Origin of the sequence: Halobacillus aidingensis (genome assembly GCF_900104185.1) — a bacterium.
Lineage (GTDB): Bacteria > Bacillota > Bacilli > Bacillales > Halobacillaceae > Halobacillus > Halobacillus aidingensis.
Genome location: NZ_FNIZ01000005.1, coordinates 45818 through 66502 on the forward strand (window position 1 = coordinate 45818; position 20685 = coordinate 66502).

The 20685-nt window shown below is 40.9% G+C and carries 28 protein-coding genes; 16 read left to right on the top strand and 12 right to left on the bottom strand.

Annotated features, from left to right (window positions below; all coding sequences use genetic code 11):
* The first annotated feature begins 2 nt into the window (after positions 1-2).
* Positions 3-662 (top strand): phosphate signaling complex protein PhoU, encoded by a 660-nt coding sequence (gene phoU, locus BLS23_RS06400; RefSeq protein ID WP_089651716.1) that lies wholly within the window; start codon positions 3-5, stop codon positions 660-662.
* Between the two features lie 190 nt (positions 663-852).
* On the opposite strand, the gene BLS23_RS06405 is transcribed toward phoU, so the two are convergent.
* Entirely contained in the window at positions 853-1302 is a 450-nt protein-coding gene (locus BLS23_RS06405; RefSeq protein ID WP_089651717.1) for an endolytic transglycosylase MltG, read from the bottom strand.
* Entirely contained in the window at positions 1299-1676 is a 378-nt protein-coding gene (locus BLS23_RS06410; RefSeq protein ID WP_089651718.1) for a hypothetical protein, read from the bottom strand. Before BLS23_RS06410 ends, BLS23_RS06405 begins: the two co-directional genes overlap by 4 nt.
* Before the next feature lie 183 nt (positions 1677-1859).
* Between BLS23_RS06410 and rpmG the strand changes: the two genes are divergently transcribed.
* From rpmG to BLS23_RS06435, 5 genes are all read left to right on the top strand, one after another.
* Entirely contained in the window at positions 1860-2009 is a 150-nt protein-coding gene (rpmG, locus tag BLS23_RS06415) for a 50S ribosomal protein L33 (protein WP_035509116.1), read from the top strand.
* Positions 2010-2672: 663 nt separating this feature from the next.
* Positions 2673-3242, top strand: coding sequence for a 5-formyltetrahydrofolate cyclo-ligase (locus BLS23_RS06420; protein ID WP_089651719.1), 570 nt, complete (start codon positions 2673-2675; stop codon positions 3240-3242).
* A gap of 92 nt (positions 3243-3334) precedes the next feature.
* The gene (locus BLS23_RS06425; RefSeq protein ID WP_089651720.1) at positions 3335-4318 is read left to right on the top strand and encodes an L-lactate dehydrogenase; all 984 of its coding nucleotides are present in this window, start codon (positions 3335-3337) and stop codon (positions 4316-4318) included.
* 30 nt (positions 4319-4348) lie between these two features.
* Complete coding sequence (locus BLS23_RS06430) at positions 4349-4534, top strand: hypothetical protein (protein WP_089651721.1); 186 nt, start codon at positions 4349-4351, stop codon at positions 4532-4534.
* 109 nt (positions 4535-4643) lie between these two features.
* Positions 4644-6176, top strand: a complete 1533-nt coding sequence (locus BLS23_RS06435) for a rhomboid family intramembrane serine protease (protein ID WP_089651722.1) — start codon at positions 4644-4646, stop codon at positions 6174-6176.
* Here the strand turns inward: BLS23_RS06435 and BLS23_RS06440 are convergent.
* The gene (locus tag BLS23_RS06440) at positions 6173-7024 is read right to left on the bottom strand and encodes a hypothetical protein (protein WP_244157113.1); all 852 of its coding nucleotides are present in this window, start codon (positions 7022-7024) and stop codon (positions 6173-6175) included. The genes BLS23_RS06435 and BLS23_RS06440 overlap by 4 nt on opposite strands.
* A gap of 138 nt (positions 7025-7162) precedes the next feature.
* Here BLS23_RS06440 and BLS23_RS06445 point away from each other — a divergent pair, with 138 nt between their 5' ends.
* From BLS23_RS06445 to BLS23_RS06470, 6 genes are all read left to right on the top strand, one after another.
* A complete protein-coding gene (locus tag BLS23_RS06445) occupies positions 7163-8644 on the top strand; it encodes a spore germination protein (RefSeq protein ID WP_089651724.1) in 1482 nt (493 codons plus the stop codon).
* A 66-nt stretch (positions 8645-8710) separates the two neighbouring features.
* Positions 8711-8929 carry a YqgQ family protein gene (locus tag BLS23_RS06450; RefSeq protein WP_089651725.1) on the top strand — a complete coding sequence of 73 codons (219 nt, stop codon included), beginning with the start codon at positions 8711-8713 and terminating at the stop codon, positions 8927-8929.
* On the top strand, positions 8926-9882 hold the full coding sequence (locus BLS23_RS06455; protein WP_089651726.1) for an ROK family glucokinase: 957 nt from the start codon (positions 8926-8928) through the stop codon (positions 9880-9882). The genes BLS23_RS06450 and BLS23_RS06455 overlap by 4 nt, the downstream gene beginning before the upstream one ends.
* 299 nt (positions 9883-10181) lie before the next feature.
* Positions 10182-12062 (top strand): LTA synthase family protein, encoded by a 1881-nt coding sequence (locus BLS23_RS06460; protein WP_089651727.1) that lies wholly within the window; start codon positions 10182-10184, stop codon positions 12060-12062.
* 376 nt (positions 12063-12438) lie between these two features.
* Positions 12439-13125 (top strand): ABC transporter ATP-binding protein, encoded by a 687-nt coding sequence (locus BLS23_RS06465; protein WP_089651728.1) that lies wholly within the window; start codon positions 12439-12441, stop codon positions 13123-13125.
* Positions 13126-13138: 13 nt separating this feature from the next.
* Positions 13139-13927: an ABC transporter permease gene (locus tag BLS23_RS06470; RefSeq protein WP_089651729.1), complete on the top strand. Its 789-nt coding sequence runs from the start codon at positions 13139-13141 to the stop codon at positions 13925-13927.
* A 54-nt stretch (positions 13928-13981) separates the two neighbouring features.
* Here BLS23_RS06470 and BLS23_RS06475 read toward each other — a convergent pair whose 3' ends face one another.
* On the bottom strand, positions 13982-14146 hold the full coding sequence (locus tag BLS23_RS06475) for a DUF2759 domain-containing protein (RefSeq protein ID WP_089651730.1): 165 nt from the start codon (positions 14144-14146) through the stop codon (positions 13982-13984).
* Positions 14147-14339: 193 nt separating this feature from the next.
* Between BLS23_RS06475 and BLS23_RS06480 the strand changes: the two genes are divergently transcribed.
* Complete coding sequence (locus BLS23_RS06480; RefSeq protein ID WP_089651731.1) at positions 14340-14963, top strand: MBL fold metallo-hydrolase; 624 nt, start codon at positions 14340-14342, stop codon at positions 14961-14963.
* A gap of 67 nt (positions 14964-15030) precedes the next feature.
* Here the strand turns inward: BLS23_RS06480 and BLS23_RS06485 are convergent, their stop codons facing one another.
* On the bottom strand, positions 15031-15276 hold the full coding sequence (locus BLS23_RS06485) for a DUF2626 domain-containing protein (RefSeq protein ID WP_089651732.1): 246 nt from the start codon (positions 15274-15276) through the stop codon (positions 15031-15033).
* A gap of 246 nt (positions 15277-15522) precedes the next feature.
* Between BLS23_RS06485 and BLS23_RS06490 the strand changes: the two genes are divergently transcribed.
* Complete coding sequence (locus tag BLS23_RS06490; protein WP_089651733.1) at positions 15523-15906, top strand: Spx/MgsR family RNA polymerase-binding regulatory protein; 384 nt, start codon at positions 15523-15525, stop codon at positions 15904-15906.
* Positions 15907-15937: 31 nt separating this feature from the next.
* On the opposite strand, the gene BLS23_RS06495 is transcribed toward BLS23_RS06490, so the two are convergent.
* From BLS23_RS06495 to comGA, 7 genes are read right to left on the bottom strand one after another with little or no spacing between them, the layout of a single operon-like run.
* A complete protein-coding gene (locus BLS23_RS06495; protein ID WP_089651734.1) occupies positions 15938-16312 on the bottom strand; it encodes a hypothetical protein in 375 nt (124 codons plus the stop codon).
* The gene (locus tag BLS23_RS06500) at positions 16275-16691 is read right to left on the bottom strand and encodes a competence type IV pilus minor pilin ComGF (protein WP_167356023.1); all 417 of its coding nucleotides are present in this window, start codon (positions 16689-16691) and stop codon (positions 16275-16277) included. The genes BLS23_RS06495 and BLS23_RS06500 overlap by 38 nt, the downstream gene beginning before the upstream one ends.
* Positions 16675-17007, bottom strand: a complete 333-nt coding sequence (locus BLS23_RS06505; RefSeq protein ID WP_089651736.1) for a type II secretion system protein — start codon at positions 17005-17007, stop codon at positions 16675-16677. The genes BLS23_RS06500 and BLS23_RS06505 overlap by 17 nt, the downstream gene beginning before the upstream one ends.
* Positions 16994-17446, bottom strand: a complete 453-nt coding sequence (gene comGD, locus BLS23_RS06510; RefSeq protein ID WP_244157109.1) for a competence type IV pilus minor pilin ComGD — start codon at positions 17444-17446, stop codon at positions 16994-16996. The genes BLS23_RS06505 and comGD overlap by 14 nt, the downstream gene beginning before the upstream one ends.
* Positions 17418-17735 (bottom strand): competence type IV pilus major pilin ComGC, encoded by a 318-nt coding sequence (comGC, locus tag BLS23_RS06515; protein ID WP_089651737.1) that lies wholly within the window; start codon positions 17733-17735, stop codon positions 17418-17420. Before comGC ends, comGD begins: the two co-directional genes overlap by 29 nt.
* A 16-nt stretch (positions 17736-17751) precedes the next feature.
* On the bottom strand, positions 17752-18804 hold the full coding sequence (locus BLS23_RS06520) for a type II secretion system F family protein (protein ID WP_089651738.1): 1053 nt from the start codon (positions 18802-18804) through the stop codon (positions 17752-17754).
* On the bottom strand, positions 18758-19768 hold the full coding sequence (gene comGA / locus BLS23_RS06525; protein WP_089651739.1) for a competence type IV pilus ATPase ComGA: 1011 nt from the start codon (positions 19766-19768) through the stop codon (positions 18758-18760). The genes BLS23_RS06520 and comGA overlap by 47 nt, the downstream gene beginning before the upstream one ends.
* A gap of 95 nt (positions 19769-19863) precedes the next feature.
* Here comGA and BLS23_RS06530 point away from each other — a divergent pair, with 95 nt between their 5' ends.
* Both BLS23_RS06530 and BLS23_RS06535 read left to right on the top strand, forming a co-directional pair.
* Positions 19864-20346, top strand: coding sequence for a shikimate kinase (locus tag BLS23_RS06530; protein ID WP_089651740.1), 483 nt, complete (start codon positions 19864-19866; stop codon positions 20344-20346).
* A gap of 48 nt (positions 20347-20394) precedes the next feature.
* Positions 20395-20577 carry a YqzE family protein gene (locus tag BLS23_RS06535; RefSeq protein ID WP_089651741.1) on the top strand — a complete coding sequence of 61 codons (183 nt, stop codon included), beginning with the start codon at positions 20395-20397 and terminating at the stop codon, positions 20575-20577.
* Positions 20578-20685: the final 108 nt, after the last annotated feature.

Below are 20685 nucleotides of genomic sequence, written 5' to 3' on the forward strand. Positions count from 1 at the left end.
CCATGTCAATCCGTGTTCATTTTGAAGAAGAACTCGAAGATTTAAAGAAACAAATTAAAGAGTTAGCTCATAATGTAAAAGATTCACTCGACCAAGCGATCTATGTCCTATATCAAGGGGACGTTGAGGCGGCAAAAAAAATCCTGGAGGATGATGCAGCCATCGATCGTAAGGAAGAAAAGATAAACGATGATGCTATTCTGATGCTGGCAAAGCAACAGCCGGTTGCAAGGGATTTGAGAAGGATCATCATTGCTATAAAAATTTCTAGCGATTTAGAACGTATGGCCGATCACTCCACCAATATTGCGAAGGCAACGATTCATTTAGGTGAAGAGCATGGCATTGAAATTGACCCTGAGCTACGTGAAATGGCTGTCCTTGCTATGGATATGGTGGATTTGGCAATCAAATCCTTTGAGTATGAAGATATATCGTTAGCGAAGAAGCTTGCTGAAATGGATGATGTTGTAGACAAAAAGTATGGTTCGATTGTAAAAGAAATGCTGGAATTGACGGCGATTAATCCAGAACAGATCCAGCACATTATGCAGATGGCTTATGTAGCCAGGTATATTGAAAGGTTCGCTGATCATATAACGAACATCGGCGAAAGTATATTTTATCTGGTAAAGGGAAGAACTTACGATTTGAATAAATAATAGAAGAGAAGACATGAATCGATTGTTTCGGTTCATGTCTTTTAGTATTAACGTATTTGCCGTCTTTCGTTATTAGATGACGATTATATGATTCTATATATGATGTATAGACCTCCTTAGATGCTTAAAAGGGTGGGGAGATTACGTTAATTTTAAAAGAAAAAAGAAGCCACAAAAAATACGGCTTCTTTTACTTCGATGTAATAGCTTCAGCAATTTCTTGAAGCGACATTTCTGAATTTAGAGTAGCTTGACCAATTTGTATATAACGGCTATAGTCATTTTCTTTCATAAAGGATTCAAACGCAGCATCATCTTTAATGATATTGGCCTGCAGCAGTTTTTCACTGATATCATCTGTTGTAGTACCTGAGACGATGTCAATGGAAAAGGTCGATATAGGTTCCTCAACAGGGGTAGGAGTCGATGCTTCTCTATTATTTTTTTCCTTGAGAGTTTCCCACTCATCCGTAGTTAAAGTTCGATATCCTTCCCTTTCGAGCTGTTCAATCAACTCTTCCGTTTTATACTCTTTTTCTACGGCTGTCGTGGATGTCGCATCTGTGTTCCAGTAGGATATAGCAAACACAAGAACCGCCGTAAGTAAACCTAGGGCGTAAGATCGTGTCCATTGTTTCATGTTTGAACACCGCCACTTTTTTGCTGTTGTATCATCGAATGGACATCATGCTCACTCAAATTCGTCTGTTTTGCTATGTAATGGGTCTTATAGCCTTTTTGATACATGGATCGAACAGTATCGACTAATGGAAGGGTTTGAGGTGCTTCTTTTTTCTTCGGAGGCTGGTTCATTATTTCTTGAGTTAAATCTTCAGCCAGAAGCTCTTCTTCCAAAACCTTCATTTTCTTTTTGAGCTGGTAGTTGCTTTGCATCATTGTCATATTGACCTGTTCGACTTGGTTTTCAAGTTCTTTCATGCGGTCATTCATGAAAAATGAAAGAACAAAAAGGCCGAGGGCAACAGCAGCCATTGTACTGATAACATAAATCAAGCTGTATCACTCCTTTGATTGTCCACATTTATTTATATCATAGAATTAGATGCGTGGCTATGGGATATTTCACCGTTTTTAGCTGAATAACTACTTGAAAGGTTCAATCGTTTTTGGTATTATGAATTAGTCTGATAATGTGAATGAGACAGTGAATAGCTTTTATGATTAGGAGGAATAATAATGCGCGTAAACATTACACTTGCATGCACCGAAACTGGTGACCGCAATTATATTAGCACAAAAAACAAGCGTAAAAACCCAGAGCGTCTAGAGCTTATGAAATACAGCCCACGCGTAGGGAAGCACACGCTTCACCGTGAAACAAAGTAAGCAGTAGGATTATTTCCTACTGTTTTTTTTATATCCAAACCTCTGCTAATCGCCTGTATATTCGTTATTAAACAATATGACAGGATTGTTGAAAAATCAGTTTCGAGACTTTTGTTGAGTGAATGGGGCTGCGGGGAATGAGTCGCTTTCCGTGGGAGCGCGGTAAGCCTCCTCGGACTGCGTCCTGCGGGGTCTCACCATGCACTTTTTTCCCACAGGAGTCTCCCCATTCCCCTCCGCCCCTTTACTATGTAAGTGTCTCGAAACCACTTCTCAGAAACTCTGCTTGTATGCTCAAGTGAAGTGGATAATATAAGACTCTCCCCGGTGTGAATCCGAATGTGAAAGCTTGATATAGAGCGCTTTATGCCTACTTCTAAGTGGGGATGGGAGACGCCCCATGGTAAAGGGGTTCGTTTCTCACATACATCGAATGGGGTGGTTGGGAAGCTGCGGGACTCCCGTGGGAGAAAGGAGATAGGCGAATCCCGCAGGACGTAGTCCGAGGAAGCTCGGCGCTCCCCCACAGGAAAGCGAGTAGCTTCCCAACCACCCCTGACGCCCAACAGGGCAACGAATCCCGGAAACATCTCGAAACTGAGTCTTCCAGAAAAGGGAGCTTTTGTGAAATTAATTTTATGAGTAGAAGATGAGGTGTGGAAAATGGAAAAGAACGAACTCAGGTTCAAAGGAAAGAAGATTCTTCAGGACATTAGTGTGAAAGAGCGACTCTTTATAGAAGCAAGAATGCAGGAGGAATTGTTCAACAGTGAAATATGGAAGGATGCCGATGTCGTGGGTGTCACGTTATCTCATACGCATGAATGGTCTACAGAACCTATTATCGAGGAAGGGTGGCGGACCGGCAAGAAGATGGTCGTGCCAAAATGTATTCCTGAGAGTAGGCAGATGGAATTTTACCACCTGGAGAAGTATGATCAATTGGAGAGAGTCTATTTTGGTTTAAGAGAACCCAAGCCTGAAGCCTCAGCGCTGGTGAAGAAAAATGATATTGACCTTCTTCTTGTACCAGGGCTATTGTTTAATGAAAAAGGATACAGAATAGGTTACGGCGGGGGATATTTTGATCGTTTCATAGAAGGGTTCCCGGGGAAGACATTAATGATTGCATCGGATCGACAAGAATACTCACCACTTCCTTTCGAAGAATTTGATCAGAGAGTGGAATACGTGCTTACAGAAAGCGGCGTTCGATCTACATACCATCTTTAGTTCTGAGGATGTCACAAAACATTCATTCATTGTGAAGTATTGAGCAAACTTATGAGTTATAATGGGGTTAGATTAAATGAGGAGGGGTTGGATTGGAACATGTAAATCGAGTGGCACTAATCGGTACGGGTGCGGTAGGTTCCAGCTATGCGTTTGCTTTATTGAACCAGGGAGTTGCAGATGAATTGGTCATGATTGATTTGAACAAAGAAAAGTCGGAAGGCGATGCGATGGATCTGAATCATGGCCTTGCTTTTGCTCCTGCAAACAAGAAGATATGGTTTGGGGATTATGCTGATTGTGAAAGTGCGGATATTGTCGTCATTACAGCAGGGGCGAATCAGAAACCTGGCGAAACAAGGTTGGATTTGCTTGAAAAAAACACGGCCATATTTAAGTCCATTGTTGATTCCGTAATGGAGAGTGGTTTTGATGGTATTTTCCTTGTAGCAACAAACCCTGTTGATATCTTAACCTATATGACATGGAAGTTTTCCGGCCTTCCTGCTGAACGTGTTATTGGGTCAGGGACAATCCTTGATACAGCTCGACTACGTTTCAAGCTCAGTGAATACTTCAATATCGATACACGTAATGTCCATGCGTATATTATGGGGGAGCACGGAGACTCTGAGCTCCCGGTTTGGAGTCACGCAAACGTCGCTGGACGCTCTGTGTTCGACCGTATCAAAGACCATCCTGATTTGTATGATGAAAAAGACCTTGAAGGTATTTTTGAACAGGTCAGAGATGCCGCCTATCACATTATCGAACGCAAAGGAGCCACTCATTATGGGATCGCAATGGGGCTTGTTCGTTTAACAAAAGCGATTCTTCACAATGAAAACGCGGTTTTGACTGTATCGGGTTATCTACAGGGGCAGTATGGCATGGATGATCTCTTTATAGGTGTGCCTGCGATTGTTAATCGAAGAGGAATTCAAGAAATCATTGAATTGAATCTTGATCAAGATGAAATGGAAAAGTTTCATGCGTCTGCTTCCTTATTAAAGGAAACGATGAAACCTGTCATTCATAACTATGTGTATAAGGATGGGGACTCTAGTGAAAGATAAGTTCACCTAACAAAAGAAGAGGTGGATGAGATGCGTCAATTTTTCAGATGGGTCATGATCATCGGCTCGGTTGTAGCAACGATTTATAAGTACCGATACAAAGCGTTGGACTTCGTTACGAAAATCCCTTTTCTTCGGAAGCTCCTTGTCCGGTTGTCCATGAACATTCCTTGGATTCGGCAAAAATTTCTTTCACAAATGTTCCGTGGGCTATGAATATAATAAGCTGTCAGGATATATTCCTGGCGGCTTTTTTCAATGCTTTCAGTTAGCTCCTTAACAAAGGGGCATGATATGATGTAGGTGTTATTGAGGGGGATGCAACGTGTTTATTGAACAAGAATATTATTTATGGAAACTTACCTATGACCTGGTTGTAGCACAAGACTTTCAAGTGCTTAACATGAGTACAGAACGAGGGGAAGTTTGGCTTGAGAAAGAACATGATTGGCAGACGCATGTCATCCGTTTATCTCATAAACAAATCAATTGGAAGAATGAATTGCGGAGGGACCTGGAAAAATCATATCGACAGTTGTCTCAAAACAAAAAAATATTCCGAGGCGGAAAAGTCCAATTCCATGCTCTGTATGTTTCGGAGTACCCTCCTGTGGAAGAGTGGGAGAATGTTGAAAATGACATCCCTTCATCACAAAAAAATCCAATCTTTCTTTACTATATGGATGATGAAAACAAAACATTAGAAAAGAAAAAGCTTTATGATGCCTTTCAATTAGAACAACCTCTCATTGATCAGCAGATTAGTGAAATCGAAATGGAGGCCATGCTTCCATACTTGAAACATCAGCTTGTCAAAAAACAACAAGATCAAAGAAGACAAGTCATGTCGATATTCGATTATGGCAAACCTCGAATGACCTACTTTTTACTTGCTGTCAATGTATTCATTTTTCTTTACATTGAATGGGTGGGTGATAGTACTTCAGTAGAAACCCTTATACAATACGGAGCAAAATTCAATCCAGCAATCATGGATGGGGAATGGTGGAGGATCGCCACTTCTATGTTTCTACATATAGGGTTTCTCCATCTATTTATGAATATGTTCGCCCTTTACTATTTAGGTACTGCCGTTGAAAAGTTGTACGGGACGTGGCGTTTCACCTGGACCTATTTACTTTCGGGTTTGTTTGGCGGTATGGCGAGTTTTATGTTGAATCCTCATGTGGCAGCTGGAGCATCAGGCGCCATTTTCGGTTTGTTTGGGGCGCTCTTGTTCTTTGGTGTCCAGCATAAACAGTTGTTTTTCCGGACAATGGGTTGGAATCTCATTTTTATCGTCATCATCAATATTTCATTCGGATTGCTCGTTCCTCAAATTGATAATGGAGCACATATCGGAGGAATGATCGGCGGTTTCTTTGCCACTTCGGTCGTACGAATGCCGAAGCAGAGGGATAGATCTAAACAGTTAATTGCTTTTGTGATTTATTTATTGCTTATCTCAGGTATGGCGGTTACTGGCTATATGGGGCTTTTCAATGATGAGGAAGGGTTGAGCGAGGTCCAGGAGACACAGGAGTTAAATCAATCGGGTGACTATGACGAAGTGATTGAAATCACTAGTAAAGCCTTGGAGGAACCTGGTAAATATGAAGCTGCTCTTCTATTCAATCGATCTTTTGCTTATTTACAAAAAGACGAAACCAGTGCAGCAAAGAAAGATTTGCTCCGTGTCCTTGAACTCTCCCCTGAGATGGCAGAAGCTCATTATAATTTAGCCCTCTTATACCAACAGGTAGGAGAAGAAGAGAAAGCGGCTGACCATGCGGAACGAGCCGCTGACATTAATCCTGATCAAAATGATTTTAAAGAACTCTTCGACAACCTCCGTTAATAGGACTGAATGAGGCGATGTTTTTTCCCAGTATCATCCTCATAAAGGACGATCAAATGCTTTCCTTTTTTATCAAAAAGAATGAGTGGAATATAGCTTTGTATAGGGTGGGAGGATTTTGTATCACTAATGCCCAGCACATAGTTTTTATACAAACCTTCCCACAGTTGTCCTTTTATTCGTTCTGAGTCATCTTCATTCGTTCCAGGTAGCGGCTTGTCTTCAAATGCTGCGAGTTCAGTCAATGGAACAAGGGTGTAATCTTCTTTGTTGATGCCGTAGTATGTTAGCAACTCTTCCCATTGGACTTCGAGTTGTTGCTGAATGGAATGATCCAGTCGCTGTTTCCATTCTTCCTCCTCTTGATTTGCTGGTTCTTTGAATGCGGTTCTCTTTGAATGGGGAGAGTCGATAACATAAAGCTCGTCCTTCGAGCTTGCTTGGATGCTTCTTATCGGACCACTATCCTCATGTATTTCCCCGTGGTGGAAAGAGATAGCCTGGTATTTTTGACTATCTTCTCCGTGTAATGACGTTTCTTTCTTTATTTTTGATGTGTTTTCCTCCCACTTGCTCACCACACCTTTTAGTCTCCCATTTACATATAAAAGGGAGACGTCCTGTCTCAAGTACATGGCTTTATCACTCTCTGAGAACATATTCCATAGGATCTCATATTCGTCCTCATCTTCCTCGGAAGCGAAATTCAAGGTAGTCCCGTAAGAATGAAACCCACTTCCTTCATCTAAAGGGAAATATTTGATGACTGCCTCTTCATTAAAATATTGAGTATATAATGCGATGAATATGGCTAAGGCCAAAGGAACAAGTACCCAATGTACCCACACTTTTCTCAAACCATCATCTCCTCATACATCCTCTCTGCATAGGTGATCTATAGTTCAGGATATGTCCCATTTTCCGCGGACATGCGTATAATCCTACCTCTTCCTTCTGTGTATGAATAATTAAATTTGGAAGAAACTATGCAAAGAAGGTTAAGAGGAGGATGCGTTTTGGAAGAACAACGTTTATTTGATAGTTATGAAAAAAATGTATCGTATCTCAAAGATCGGCTTGGAGTGGAAGAAAGTTTCGACATGGTTCATCTTGATCTTGTCTACGCTGGACGAGGCATGTCCTTATTTCTCGTAGATGGCTTTGTAAAAGATGATATTCTTCACTATTTAATGAAGCTCCTCTCAAAGTTGGACCCAGATCAACTGGACCCGGATCCTCTTGAGAAGTTATTGAAAACCCATCTTCCTTATGTGGAGTTAGAGAAGAAAAAAGATTTGAATACAGCTGCGGATTGGGTGTTAGCAGGCCCAACAGCGTTAGTCGTCGAAGGCGTAGATGAAATCATTATGATTGACGCTCGTACTTATCCTGTTCGTGGACTGCAAGAGCCTGATCTCGAAAGAGTAGTGAGAGGATCGAGAGATGGTTTCGTAGAGACTATTATCTTCAATACGGCTTTGACGAGAAGAAGAATCAGAGACCGTTCTTTAAGAATGGAATATTTGCAAATCGGACGCCGATCATTAACGGACGTGTGTATTTGTTACGTCAAAGATATTGCAGATTCCGACCGGGTCGATGAATTGAAGAAAGTATTGCAGGAGATCGATACCGATGCGCTTCCGATGGCCGAAAAGACCATTGATGAATATATCAGTGGTCGTTATTGGAACCCCTATCCAGTCATCCGATACACAGAACGCCCTGATACGGCAGCTGCCCACCTTTATGAAGGGCATATTCTCGTAATTATTGATGGATCACCGAGTGTCATGATTACTCCATCAACCTTTTGGCACCATTTACAACATGCAGAAGAATATCGACAAAAACCGTTGGTAGGCGCTTATTTGCGTGCCGTGCGATTTTTCGCTTTCTTTGCGTCGATCTTTATTTTGCCCCTGTATTTTCTTTTCTCTAAAAGACCGGATTTGCTTCCTGAAGCCCTCGCATTTATTGGACCTACGGACACGGGAACCCTGCCGCTCATCGTCCAGTTTCTAATTGCAGAAATAGGCATCGATATGCTGCGTATGGCAGCGATCCATACTCCGTCTACGTTAGGGACCGCTCTTGGTTTAGTGGCTGCCATATTAATTGGCCAAGTGGCTGTAGAGGTTGGGATGTTCTCAAGCGAAGTGGTTTTATATTTAGCCCTTGCTGCTATTGGGACATTTGCTACTCCTAGTTACGAATTTGGACTGGCTGATCGGATAACAAGGCTTGTGCTGCTTCTCATTACTGGCTTATTCGGGTTAAAAGGGTATGTGTTAGGGATTACTCTTTGGCTGCTTTATATTTCCAGCATGAAGTCATTCAAAACACCATACTTATGGCCGTTCCTACCTTTCTCATGGAAACCACTAAGAGATGTGTTGCTGCGTTCTCCGATACCTTTGAAAAACCGGAGACCGGCATTTTTACACCCAGATGACCCTGATCGTTGATCGATCGGGGTTTTTTACGTTTTCAAGTTTGAAAGGTATTGGTATAATGAATGGTGGTGATGAAGAATGAAAACGATTTATGATATTCAGCAGTACTTGAAAAAATTTGGAACGATCATTTACATAGGTGACAGGTTGGCCGATTTAGAAATGATGGAAGATGAAGTAAGGGAGTTGTACAAGGCCCAATGCATGCCGTCAGAAGACTATCAGATGGCCATCCTGCTTTTAAGAAGTGAAATCGCGAAACAAAAGGATCGTCAATTAGGGGAGGAAAAGCGATGAGTCATTACTATATTGGTGCAGACATCGGTGGAACAACAGTAAAATTGGCTATTATTGAGGAAAACGGAACAATCACTAAAAAGTGGGAGATCCCAACCAATACTGACAATCAGGGAGAAGCCATTCCTTCTGATATCGCAGCGTCCATTTCAAACACTTTGAAAGAAGAGGCCATCGACACGTCGATGGTTGCAGGGATTGGTGCAGGAGCACCAGGGTTTGTTGATACGACAACAGGTTATATTCATGAAGCCGTGAATATTGGTTGGAAAGATTTTGACTTCGGAAACCTTCTCAAAGAATTGACAGGAATGACTGTATGGGTAGATAACGATGCTAATTTGGCTGCTTTAGGTGAGAATTGGCTCGGTGCTGGAGAAGGGTGCACAGAACTGATTGCGGTTACTCTTGGTACAGGTGTAGGTGGTGGCATTATTGCAAACGGGCAGATTCTTAATGGAGCCAATGGTACAGCAGCAGAACTAGGCCATGTTACAGTTGTACCTGATGGTGGAGCTCCTTGTAACTGTGGAAAAACCGGATGTCTTGAGACCGTTTCTTCAGCGACTGGTATTGTAAGAAAGGCAAAAGAAGCAGCGGAAAAATACCCCGAATCTAAGCTGAATGCGTATTTAAATGATGCGACGTTGACCTCCAAGGATGTATTTGAAGCAGCCAAGGATGGCGATAAAGCAGCGAGTGGTGTGATTGCGGAAATCACAGATGTCCTTGGAATGGCGATTGCAAACATGGCAATTGCTATCAACCCGGAAAAAATCGTGATTGGCGGCGGAGTATCCAAAGCAGGAGAATTGCTGCTGGAACCCCTTGAAAAAGCTTATCGGAAATATGCCTTACCAAGAACGGCTGAAGCATCGAGTTTTGGCATAGCGGAATTAGGGAATGATGCCGGTGTCATTGGTGGAGCTTTCTTAGTTAAAAAGAATAATTAAAAAAGTTGGAGCCTCGGGGCTCCAACTTTTTTATGTTTCATTTGTATAAAATTTGTAAAAAGATTTTAACCGCTAGGACTTCTTTTTATAATGTTTTTGTCTTATGATAAGAAAAGCTCCATCACATCATTTTGAAAATGATGGAAATTGTAAATTTAATGAAACCTTTATGGGACCATTTACGTCATATATGAAGAAAGAGTTTAATATGGATTATAAGTGGAAATTGTTAAAGAAGATAAGGAACCTGGTTAATTTTTGTTAAAAAGGACCAGTATCGTACTAGAGGAGGAACCATGATGCAATGGAGAATGAAGAACATGCCATTATTTATCATTGCGACATTGTTATTTGGTCTGAAGACATATGTCGTGTATAGATTCATGTTCGATTTATCGATTGAGAATCCAATGCAAGAATTCATACTTTTATTTAATCCGATTGCCAGTGCCTATTTGATTTTCGCCATCAGTGTATGGATGAAACCTAAAAATCAAATGAAATATTTACGATGGACGACGTTGATCGGTTCATTGGTCTTATTTTTAAACTTGATTTTCTATAGGAACTTTACAGACTTTATTACCATTCCTGTATTATTCCAGGGGAACAACGCCGCAGACCTTACAGGAAGTTTTTTGACATTGCTTCACATCGAAGACATTTTCATCTTCGCTGATGTGGCACTCGTATGGTATTTGAGCCGACAAAAGTTTGACCTTACTGTAAAACTCCCGAAACGTGGGAAAATTGCAGCTACAGCTGTTACATTTTTGCTTTTGGCTGGGAATGTTGTGCTTGCAGAGATTGAACGTCCGATGCTTTTTGTACGGGCCTTTGACAGGGAATACCTTGTGAAGAATATTGGTATATACAACTACCACCTTTATGATGCTACGATGCAAACGAAAACAAAGGCTCAGCGCGTCTTTGCTGATGGCAGTGAAATCAGTGAGATAGAAACGTATTTAAAAGAAACTTCTCCTGATCAAACAAATAAAGATTCCGAGCTATATGGCATTGCAGAAGATAAAAACGTTATTTTTGTCAGTGTCGAGTCTTTCCAGAACTTCCTGTTTGATTCAGAGATCAATGGTACAGAAACGACGCCGTTCCTTAATGATTTGAAACAAAGCAATGACACGATCACCTTTAAAAACTTCTACCATCAAACAGCACAAGGGAAAACATCCGATTCGGAGTTTATTGTTGAAAATTCCCTTTACCCGCTGGGAAGAGGTTCTGTGTATTTCACACATGCAGGGAATGAATACAATGCTTTGCCTGAAATATTGAATGAAGAAGGTTATGAAACATCTGTTTTTCATGCCAATAACGCAAGCTTTTGGAACAGGGACGTTATGTATGACAATGTAGGGTATGACCAGTTCTATGATGAGAAATCTTACGAAGTGACCCCTGAAAATTCTTTTGGTTGGGGACTGGAAGACAAAGCGTTTTTTGAACAATCCATTAAATATTTGCAATCCCAGGAAAAACCGTTCTACAGTAAGTTCATTACTTTGACTCACCATTTTCCATTTGAACTTCCTGAGGAAAAAGCGAATATCGATAAATATGATTCCAATTCAAAAACGTTGAATTCTTATTTTCAAACCGCTCGTTACACGGATGAAGCATTGGAACAATTTTTCCAGCAGTTGAAGGATGCCGGTATTTATGAAGATTCTATTATTGTTCTTATGGGTGACCATTATGGGATTAGTGATTTTCACAATAAAGCCATGGGTCAATTCCTAGGAAAAGAAGTAGACCCTTATGTGCAAACACAACTACAGCGAGTTCCATTTATGATCCACATTCCAGGATATGAAGGTGGGGGAGTACAAGATAAGGTTGTCGGTCAAATTGATGTTAAACCGACATTACTCCATCTCCTTGGTATTGAAGAGAATGGAGATTTAACTTTCGGTGATAATATGTTCGCCGAAAAAAATAAAGACTTCGTTGCTTTAAGAGACGGCAGCTTCATTACAGAAGATTATTTGTACTCAAATGAAACGTGTTATGATCGCTCCTCAGGAGAACCTCTTCCTGAAGAGAACGCACAGGCCTGCCAACCCATTAAAGAAAAAGTGAGCAAAGAAATGAATTACTCGGATAATATCATTTATGGTGACTTGTTCAGGTTTTACGATTTTGATCAATCAGAAAAATAAGGAAAAGCCGCTGGGACATTGTCTTAGCGGCTTTATTTTTGTTTGTGTAAGAATTGAGAAACTTTCGATATGAAAACGGTTAGGCCCAAAAGGCATCTGAAGCGAATATCCAGTCATAAGCGGCCCTAAAATTTAGATATCTTAATAAAAACCTGATAAGCTTTATAAAGGAGGAGGAACGTTTATTTGAATTTTGATGGAAAGTCTCATTAAATCCCATCCTCTAAAGTGAAAATTTAGTAATCGAGGCTTACGGAGGAACAGGGAGCGTTGATAGAAACACTAAAGCAGCTTTTACTTCGCTATTCACATAAATTCATACATCTAAGGGTAATGATATTTACAAACAACGTTTTATGGAGAGAGAGGGAATGGTATGTTTCGTTTTGAGCATGTGTACCAAGGGGTTCTTCAAGATATTAATTTTACAATTGAAAAGCAGGACAAAGTCATCCTCTTCGGCCCTTCAGGCGCGGGGAAGAGTACATTATTATTCTTATTGAACCGTCTGAATGACCCAGATCAGGGGGATATTTACTTTAACGGGAAACCGATTGAAGAACATTCCATCACTGCCTTAAGAAAACAAGTGGGTCTCGTCTTGCAGGCACCTAATTTATTTCCGGGAACCGTATTGGATAACATTAAATACGGACCATCATTGTTTGGTGATTGGGAAGAACAGCAAGGGAAAAAATTATTGGATTACGTTCAACTCCCATCCGATTATTTGGAAAGAGATGTGGATCAGCTTTCGGGCGGGGAGAAACAACGGGTATCCCTGGCAAGGACTTTGGCCAATTCACCCGAAGTTTTACTACTCGATGAGCCGACCAGCGCCCTGGATTATCGCACGGCAGAAGAAATTGAAGAGGTTCTGGAGTGCTTGATGGAAGAACATAAACTCACGATGCTCATGGTTACTCATAACTTAAATCAAGCACGGAGGCTTGGGAACCGGGGATTATTTATTAGTGATGGACAGATCGTAGAAGACGGAAAAATACCGGATATGCTTGATCATCCGAAGACAGAAGAACTTGGGAAGTTTTTAGAGCAGTAGGGAGGAAGAAGATTTGGAACCAGAAATATCGAATCAGTCACTATTTTTTTTAATCATATTCGTCATCGTTCCTTTAGCATTGTCTTATTATTACCAACTGGGTGTGAGCAAAAATGTCATTTGGTCTACGGTTAGAGGAACGGTCCAACTGTTTGCCATCGGTTACATATTAACATTCCTTTTTGATCTACCCGCTCGTTACGGCATCCCTTTCATGTTGACAGTCATGATCATCATTGCAACCTTTCATGCCAGGCAAAAAGGGAAGGGCTTGCCTTATGTCGGGTTTATTCTTTTTGGAGGCCTTTTGGCCATTGAGGTCGGAGTGCTGAGTTTGTGGCTCCTATTTGACATGATCCAGTTTAAACCTTCAGAGGTCATTCCGATGAGTGGAATGGTCATTGGCAACAGTATGACTGCTATGGGGCTTGCTCTTGAACGAATGAAGAATGAGTTTAAAGAAAACAACGGCCGGCTGCTCGCTTCCTTATCCTTAGGAGCAGAACCGAAGCAGGCCTCTCATCTGATTGTTCAAAATACGTTGCATGCTTCTTTAATACCTAACGTTGACCGGCTAAAAACCATAGGTCTTGTTCAGCTTCCGGGAATGATGACTGGTTTGATTCTGGGGGGTGTATCACCTGTTATGGCCATCAAGTACCAGTTAGTCATCTCTCTCAGTATTTTTTCTTCCGTTTCATTGAGTGCCATGTTCATTACTTTATGTATGTACAGGTACTTTTTCAACAAAAACAAACAGTTGTTGCAAACGGATGAAGAAATTAGAAGTTCTCGTTCCTGATATAATCCCTATAAAAAAGCAAGCAGACCTAATAGGTCTGCTTGCTTTCACTGTTTAACCGAATAAGTTGTACCAGATGGTCATGACTGAGAACCATCCGAAAATCAATGCTGATGCACCTGCAAAAAGAACAGCAAAGAAGTTTTTTGTTTTAAGTTCACGGAAAATTGCCCAAACACACAAGATTGTTACGAGTAAAAGAAGAATAGCTGTTACCAAATTCAGCACCCCCTAAGTCTCTTTTCATTATTATCATCCACAAAGGATAGATGTTATACTATATGTAGTTATTATTGGTACTTATCTATTTTATAGTATAAACAAAAAAATGTCGAGTTATCTACATCTTTTTTACACATTGTACGATAAAGCCAATAAATTTAAAAAGAAACGAATAAATGAGGTGTAAAGAATGAAGAAAATAACCAGGTTACCGCTTGGGCCGATAGCGACGAATGCTTATATCATCCATGAAAATCATAAAGCGCTGGTCATTGATCCAGGTGGAGATTTTGAGAAGTTACAGAACTACTTACAGGAAAGAGAACTTGATGTCATTGCGGTTCTACTAACACATGCACACTTCGATCATATTGGAGCCGTTGACGCCGTAAGGGATGCTTATGGGGCTCCGGTGTACATACATGAAAAAGAAGTAGGATGGCTGGGGGATCCAGAAAAGAACGGTTCTGCCTTATTCGGCTTAGGGGAAATTACTGCTCGACCAGCGGATCACTACTTTGAAATAGGTCAAATGCAAATAGGTGACTTCCCATTTGAAGTCCGTCATACCCCGGGACATTCGCCAGGAAGTGTTTCCTTTGTCTTTAGGAACCAGCGTCTTACGATTGCTGGAGACACCTTGTTCCAAAGGGGCATCGGACGTACAGATTTACCCGGAGGAAGCAGGGAAGTTCTTGAGAGAAGCATTAAAGAACAGCTTCTTCCTTTACGTAATGACATGCGCATCTTTCCAGGCCACGGCCAGCCGACAACAATAGGAGAAGAGCGGGAAGAAAACCCGTTTCTAACCTAATCCGTGCCATGAGAAGAGATAGAAAAAGAACCTGACACCCTTTTATAAGGATGACAGGTTCTTTTGTTTAGTGGCCACCAAATCCTGGTACTAAGATAAAGGAACAATAATACGTAAATCCGATCATGAAGACTGTCAAGTATGAGAAAAATATGTACACATACATACGTTCTGACAGCTTAAGGTAACCAATAGTAAGGAAAAAAGCCGTTTGAACTAGAGATAATAAGGAAGCTTCCATCATATCGCCTGTATAGAACATGACAGCGAAGATACCTGTCCAAAAGGCCATTACTCGAAACATACGATCCATGCTTTTTTCCCCCTCCTTTTCTATCGTTAAACTATCATTCATATTATAAACGACCCGGATACAATTGTAAATAAAACGTATTCATCTTTCATTTCTCAGTATTTGTATTCCCGCTTGTCCTTATTCCTTAACCCTCCAAGTTGTGAAAATTATTTGTCTAATAGAAAAAAGGAGTTTAAAATATTGTACAAAGGTTATACAATCAATATACAATAAAGTTATACAAAAAAGCGAGGAGCGTTAAACATGGAAAAGTTAAAATTCTACACATACCCAAGTTGTACATCCTGTCGACGCACGAAATCATGGTTAAAGAGTCAAGGGGTGGATTTTAACGAACAGCACCTGTTTCGTGAGACTCCTACCGCTGAGGAATTGAGGAGAATCCTATCACTTACCACCCATGGGATTGATGAAATTTTAGCGAAAAGAAGCAAAGAATTTAAAACGCTTGACCTAGATGTAGAGGACCTAACATTGAATGAATTTCTAGAGCTGGTCATTGAGAAGCCTAAGTTGTTAAGGCGGCCGATTTTGACGAATGGAGATAAATTAGTCATCGGTTATGATTTGGATGGACTACGTGGGATCACTGATAAACGGATGGAATATAAACAAAACATTTCATAAAAGCATCGTCCCTCGATGAGGGGCGATTTTTTTATGGCCTTTGGAAAGTTCTTACCTGAGATTGATTACCGTTTACTACTATATTCCATAGGCATACCCATTGACTTTCTTCACGTGTGCATTCCGCAACACTTTCACCATCCGGTGTAAGAAAGGCAGAAGAGTATTGCATTTGTTCTAAAGGGATTGTTTCTAATTCTTCATCCAATTTCATTCGTGAAGTGTCGAGGATATGTTGTTTTACAACCGAAGCTTGATGACTTTTGATAAGGATCAGGTGGTTTTTATACTGGTTGATGGTTGTTAATGTGACAATGAGAAGTAAAAAGCAAAAAATGAGCACCCATGGGAAGACGATGCCATGCGCATTATGGAAGATGGATTTTTCTCGTGTAGGGTTGGTCATGAATTTCTACCTCCATAAGAATTGAAGGAAATTCATGTACAAAAGAAATAGCTCCTACATTTTGAACGAGGGTTTCGTGTCCAGAACCGTCCACGGTTCGCCTGAAAATTTTTCCATACTTCTCCATGACAATATGGCGGTTTTGCTTATCAATCAATGAGATGGAATGATCTGAAACATTGTAGGAACGGCACTGGTTGATTTCCCATTGGATCACTGCGCTCAACTGATCAACCGATAATTCAGAGTAATAGTCATATCCTTTTAGTAAAGAAAATAAGGGGACGGAGATCGTTAATAGAATCATGGTCGCCATTAGGCTGATCAATACTTCCGACAATGTAAACGCTCTTTCACTTGTCCTATTCCCTTTTTTCATGCAAACAGAACTCCTTGTTTTCATTTCTCTGGTTTTTCCATAATACACAGCCTGCGATCCACTCTTCTTCTGATTGAAAGACTAGAGTGATTTCATGAGGTAATTGATGTTTTGCTATATAAGGAAGAGGACCATCCCTCATCCTGTGTTCAAAGAATTCGTTATGAAGCAGTGAGATGGCTTCTCTTTCTGTTTGAAGATCCTTTTGGGCAGTCCTTATTTCTGTAAGTAAAGGTAGCGTAAATAGTGTGATGATCGTCAAAAGTGTAAAAGCACATAACGTCTCAAGCAGCGTGAAGCCCTCAGATCTCTTCAATGCGTAACCTACTTGATCCGAAAGGGAAAACGACTTTATATGTTTTATGTGGTGCATACAGGTACATCGTTCCTGCTTTTTGAATGATTCCCTTCTGATTGAATCGCACCGTTGGCTGTAGGGTAGTCAAACGCATCACCCATTTCTCGGGCAATTTTCTATGGAAGATTGTTTTTCTTTCTTTTGTGTCATATAAAAAATAGCCTCCTGATTCTTGCTCGAAATTCACCGTATAGTAAACATGTTCGTTCATGGAAAGGTGTTGGGTGAGGAGAAGGTCTTCCTTTAGTTGTTGAAGAGTAAGGGTTGCTTCAAGGTTTTGATAGGTGCGATACTGCAAAGGAATGAAACAAGAGAGAAGAATGGACCAGCATAATAAAACGATGACCATTTCTGTAAAAGTGTAACCATTATGTTCCTTCTGTTGGGGCTTGTTCACTTACATCTCCTTCTGAGCTTATGATCAATTGCGTACCATCTGGACATGTATCCTGCGATATATACTCTTCATCCACCAACGTTTGAATAGAAGCTGGGAACGCTCCTGTTTCAATGAAGTACGCCTGGACTTGAGCCTCTACGGTTTTTTGAAGGGCTTCACACCCTTTTGCTTTTACGGAATCACTGTTCTTAGACATGTTAGGAATTGTTATGATCAGAAGTACGGAGATGACAAGCAAAACAATGAGCATCTCAATTAATGTGAATCCTTTTTCGTTTTTTAACATGAGGGTTCCTCCTCGTTCAAATTTGGTTCATCCATTGGTATAGAGGCAGCATGATGGATGCGTAGATCAAGATGATGACGGTGGCGATGATGATGAAAAAAGCAGGCTGAATGAAATGGAGCCATGTGGAGATCTTTTGGCTGAGATACTCCATAAAGAATTCGGCAAGAAGTTCGAGTTCATCTTTCAAAGCGTCGATGTCGTTGGTATGATGAAAAATATTAGTGAGTTCAGGTCTGAACAACGGACAGCTGTAGATCGCCTGAGCAACAGTTTTGCCGTTGGACAGTTCATGTAATAGTTGCTTGCAGTAATGAGAGAGCAGTTCATATTTCTTATGACCATGGATCATTTCAATCGCCTCCTTTAGTGGAAGGCCTGCCTGGAGTAATGAGTAGAGGTGGGTTGTGAATAGAAAGGAGACGGAGTAGGAATGGTACAGCTTTAAGAGAGAGACTCTTTCATATAATGACAGCTTTTTTTTTAATGTCATCCGCGGTAAGATAATCATAACAGCTATAAGCAGAAGGGCAGTCAGAAGGACGAGGAGGCCTAACCCATTCATGACGTGCATGATGATGACCATCAGGCGGAATGTTCCGTCTTTCTCACCTTCAAATAGATTTAAAAAATTGGGAATAACTGTCCTTTGTAAGATTGTGCAAGCAATGATGAGGAAAACAAATAAGAAAACGGGGTACCGGATAACCTTTACAAATTTCTCTTTGTAATCTTTCTTTAATTGCAACATGTCTTTACACTGTTGAAAGCTTCTGGACAAGTTATGATGAACCTGACTGAAGTAGAGGAAGTTTGTAACAGAAAGGGAGAAGCGGGCTTTTATAAAAGCTTCATGAATGGGGTGACCAGCGCTAAGGTGCTGTGTCAAGATGTCACATGTGGATTTCAATTTTGTATCCCAGCCAGTCATTTGTAGAGCATCGAGAAGTGGATAGCCTTTGTCCAAAATATGACTGCACCTTTTGAAAAACAAAATTTGCTGACCCACAGGTAAAGGCGGGTCACGAAAACGGGTCCACTTCGTTTTTTGCAACGAAGCCAAGTGCATAGGCTTTCCTCCTCAAGTGTCTGAACGACTGGAAATTCTGCTGGTGTTTGGTCTGACTATCAATCGCTCTTTTTAATTGGACCCCTTCTAATAGTTCCAGAATCGCCGCTCTTTTTGGTAGTTGTTTGGCACCTTCAAGAGAAATGAGCTGTTGAGAGGCGATGGCAATCATGGTTTGTTCGATATCGGTTTGTTTGATACTCATTTCTTTAAGACGGTGAATGGTTCCGTGTGCATCACGGGCGTGGATGGTGCTGATGACGAGGTGTCCGCTTAACGCAGCACGAAATGCGAACTGTGCGGTTGATTTGTCTCGAATTTCTCCGACCATTAATAGATCCGGATCATGTCTTAAGGCTGCTTTTAATCCCGTATCATAAGTCACACCTGCACGCTCATTCACTTGAACTTGAATGATGTTGTTTAAATTCTTTTCAATCGGGTCTTCAAGAGTAATGGCTTGAAAAGAACTTGTTGAGGTAAGGGATTGGAGCAAGGCATATAAGGTGGTGGTTTTTCCACTTCCCGTTGGTCCGGTAAAAAGGATCATGCCACTACGGTGTCTTAACCAGCGCTGGATTTTTTTTAATTGGTAAGGAAAAAGGAAAAGCTGTTCAAGCGGGGTATGGTCCATTGGTCTTAGAAGTCGAATGGCTAAACTTTCGGTGCCGGTTATGGGGAGAGTAGATAAGCGTAAGTCAAATGTGTTCTGGTTGGAGCGATGCTGGATTGTTCCGTTCTGAGGTCGTTTGTGTTCTCCGATATCCATTCCAGAAGTGAATTTGAAGTAGGAAAGAAGCTTCTTATACGTGGGTAGCGGAGTCGTCGAGTGGAAAATACGGTTTCCATGGATGCGGAAATGGATGGAAGCTGTTTCTTCATAGGGGGAAAAGTGGATGTCCGTAGCAGTTTGCTGGATAGCAGAAACGATAAGTTCATGGGCATATTGAGCGATGGATTTCAATCATTTACCACCTCTTTCGTATTATTTGGCCTTTTATAATATTCGACATAAAGGGCCTAATTCCTGCAATGATTTTTATAAGGGGGAAAATTATCGTGATTTTTTTAATAGGATTCATGGGAAGTGGCAAGTCGACAATAGCAAAAATGGTAAGTGAAAAAACAAAATACCCATACATAGAAATGGATCAGGCCATAGAAGAAGCGGAAGGAATGAAGATCCGGGATATGTTTGCTTCAAAAGGAGAGCAGTACTTCCGGGATAAGGAAACAGAATTTTTGAGGCACTTAAAGGATGAAGTTGTCCTATCTACAGGAGGAGGAGTCATCCTCCGGGAGGAAAATCGAGTTCTTTTGCAAGAGGGGACCGTTGTTTATTTAAAAGCAGAATGGGAAACCATTGTGGAAAGGTTGACCGGTGACACAGACCGGCCATTGTGGAAAGGTGAGGACTCGGAGAAGAAAAAGCGTTTTGATGAACGTTTGAGTTTATATGAACAAGCAGCAGATGTAGTCATTGATGTGGACCAGAAAACCCCTGAAGAAATCGCCGAAGAAGTGATGGGACGTCTAAAATAGCAAGGTTTGGTGCATACTAAAGGCAACAATGGAAAAAGAGGGGTTTTCATGAATCAGAATGATTATGTAAAGTTTTTGACAGAAGAAGTTGTCAAGTATATGCACATGTCTAAGGATGAGAAGCAGCAACGAAAAGAATCCAAACCCTCCAAAAAATCTTCCTTTTACTGGTTCGGATTGCTTCCTTTCGCTTTGAAAATGTTCAAAAGGAAACGAATCAACAATCATTGAAAGAATAAGAAAAGCCGCTGAGCAAGTCAGCGGCTTTTTTCGTTTTTTCATAAGTGAGCCTGTGTTGTGGAATCATTTGGAGTTTACCTTCCGCAAGCTTTTTTGCTT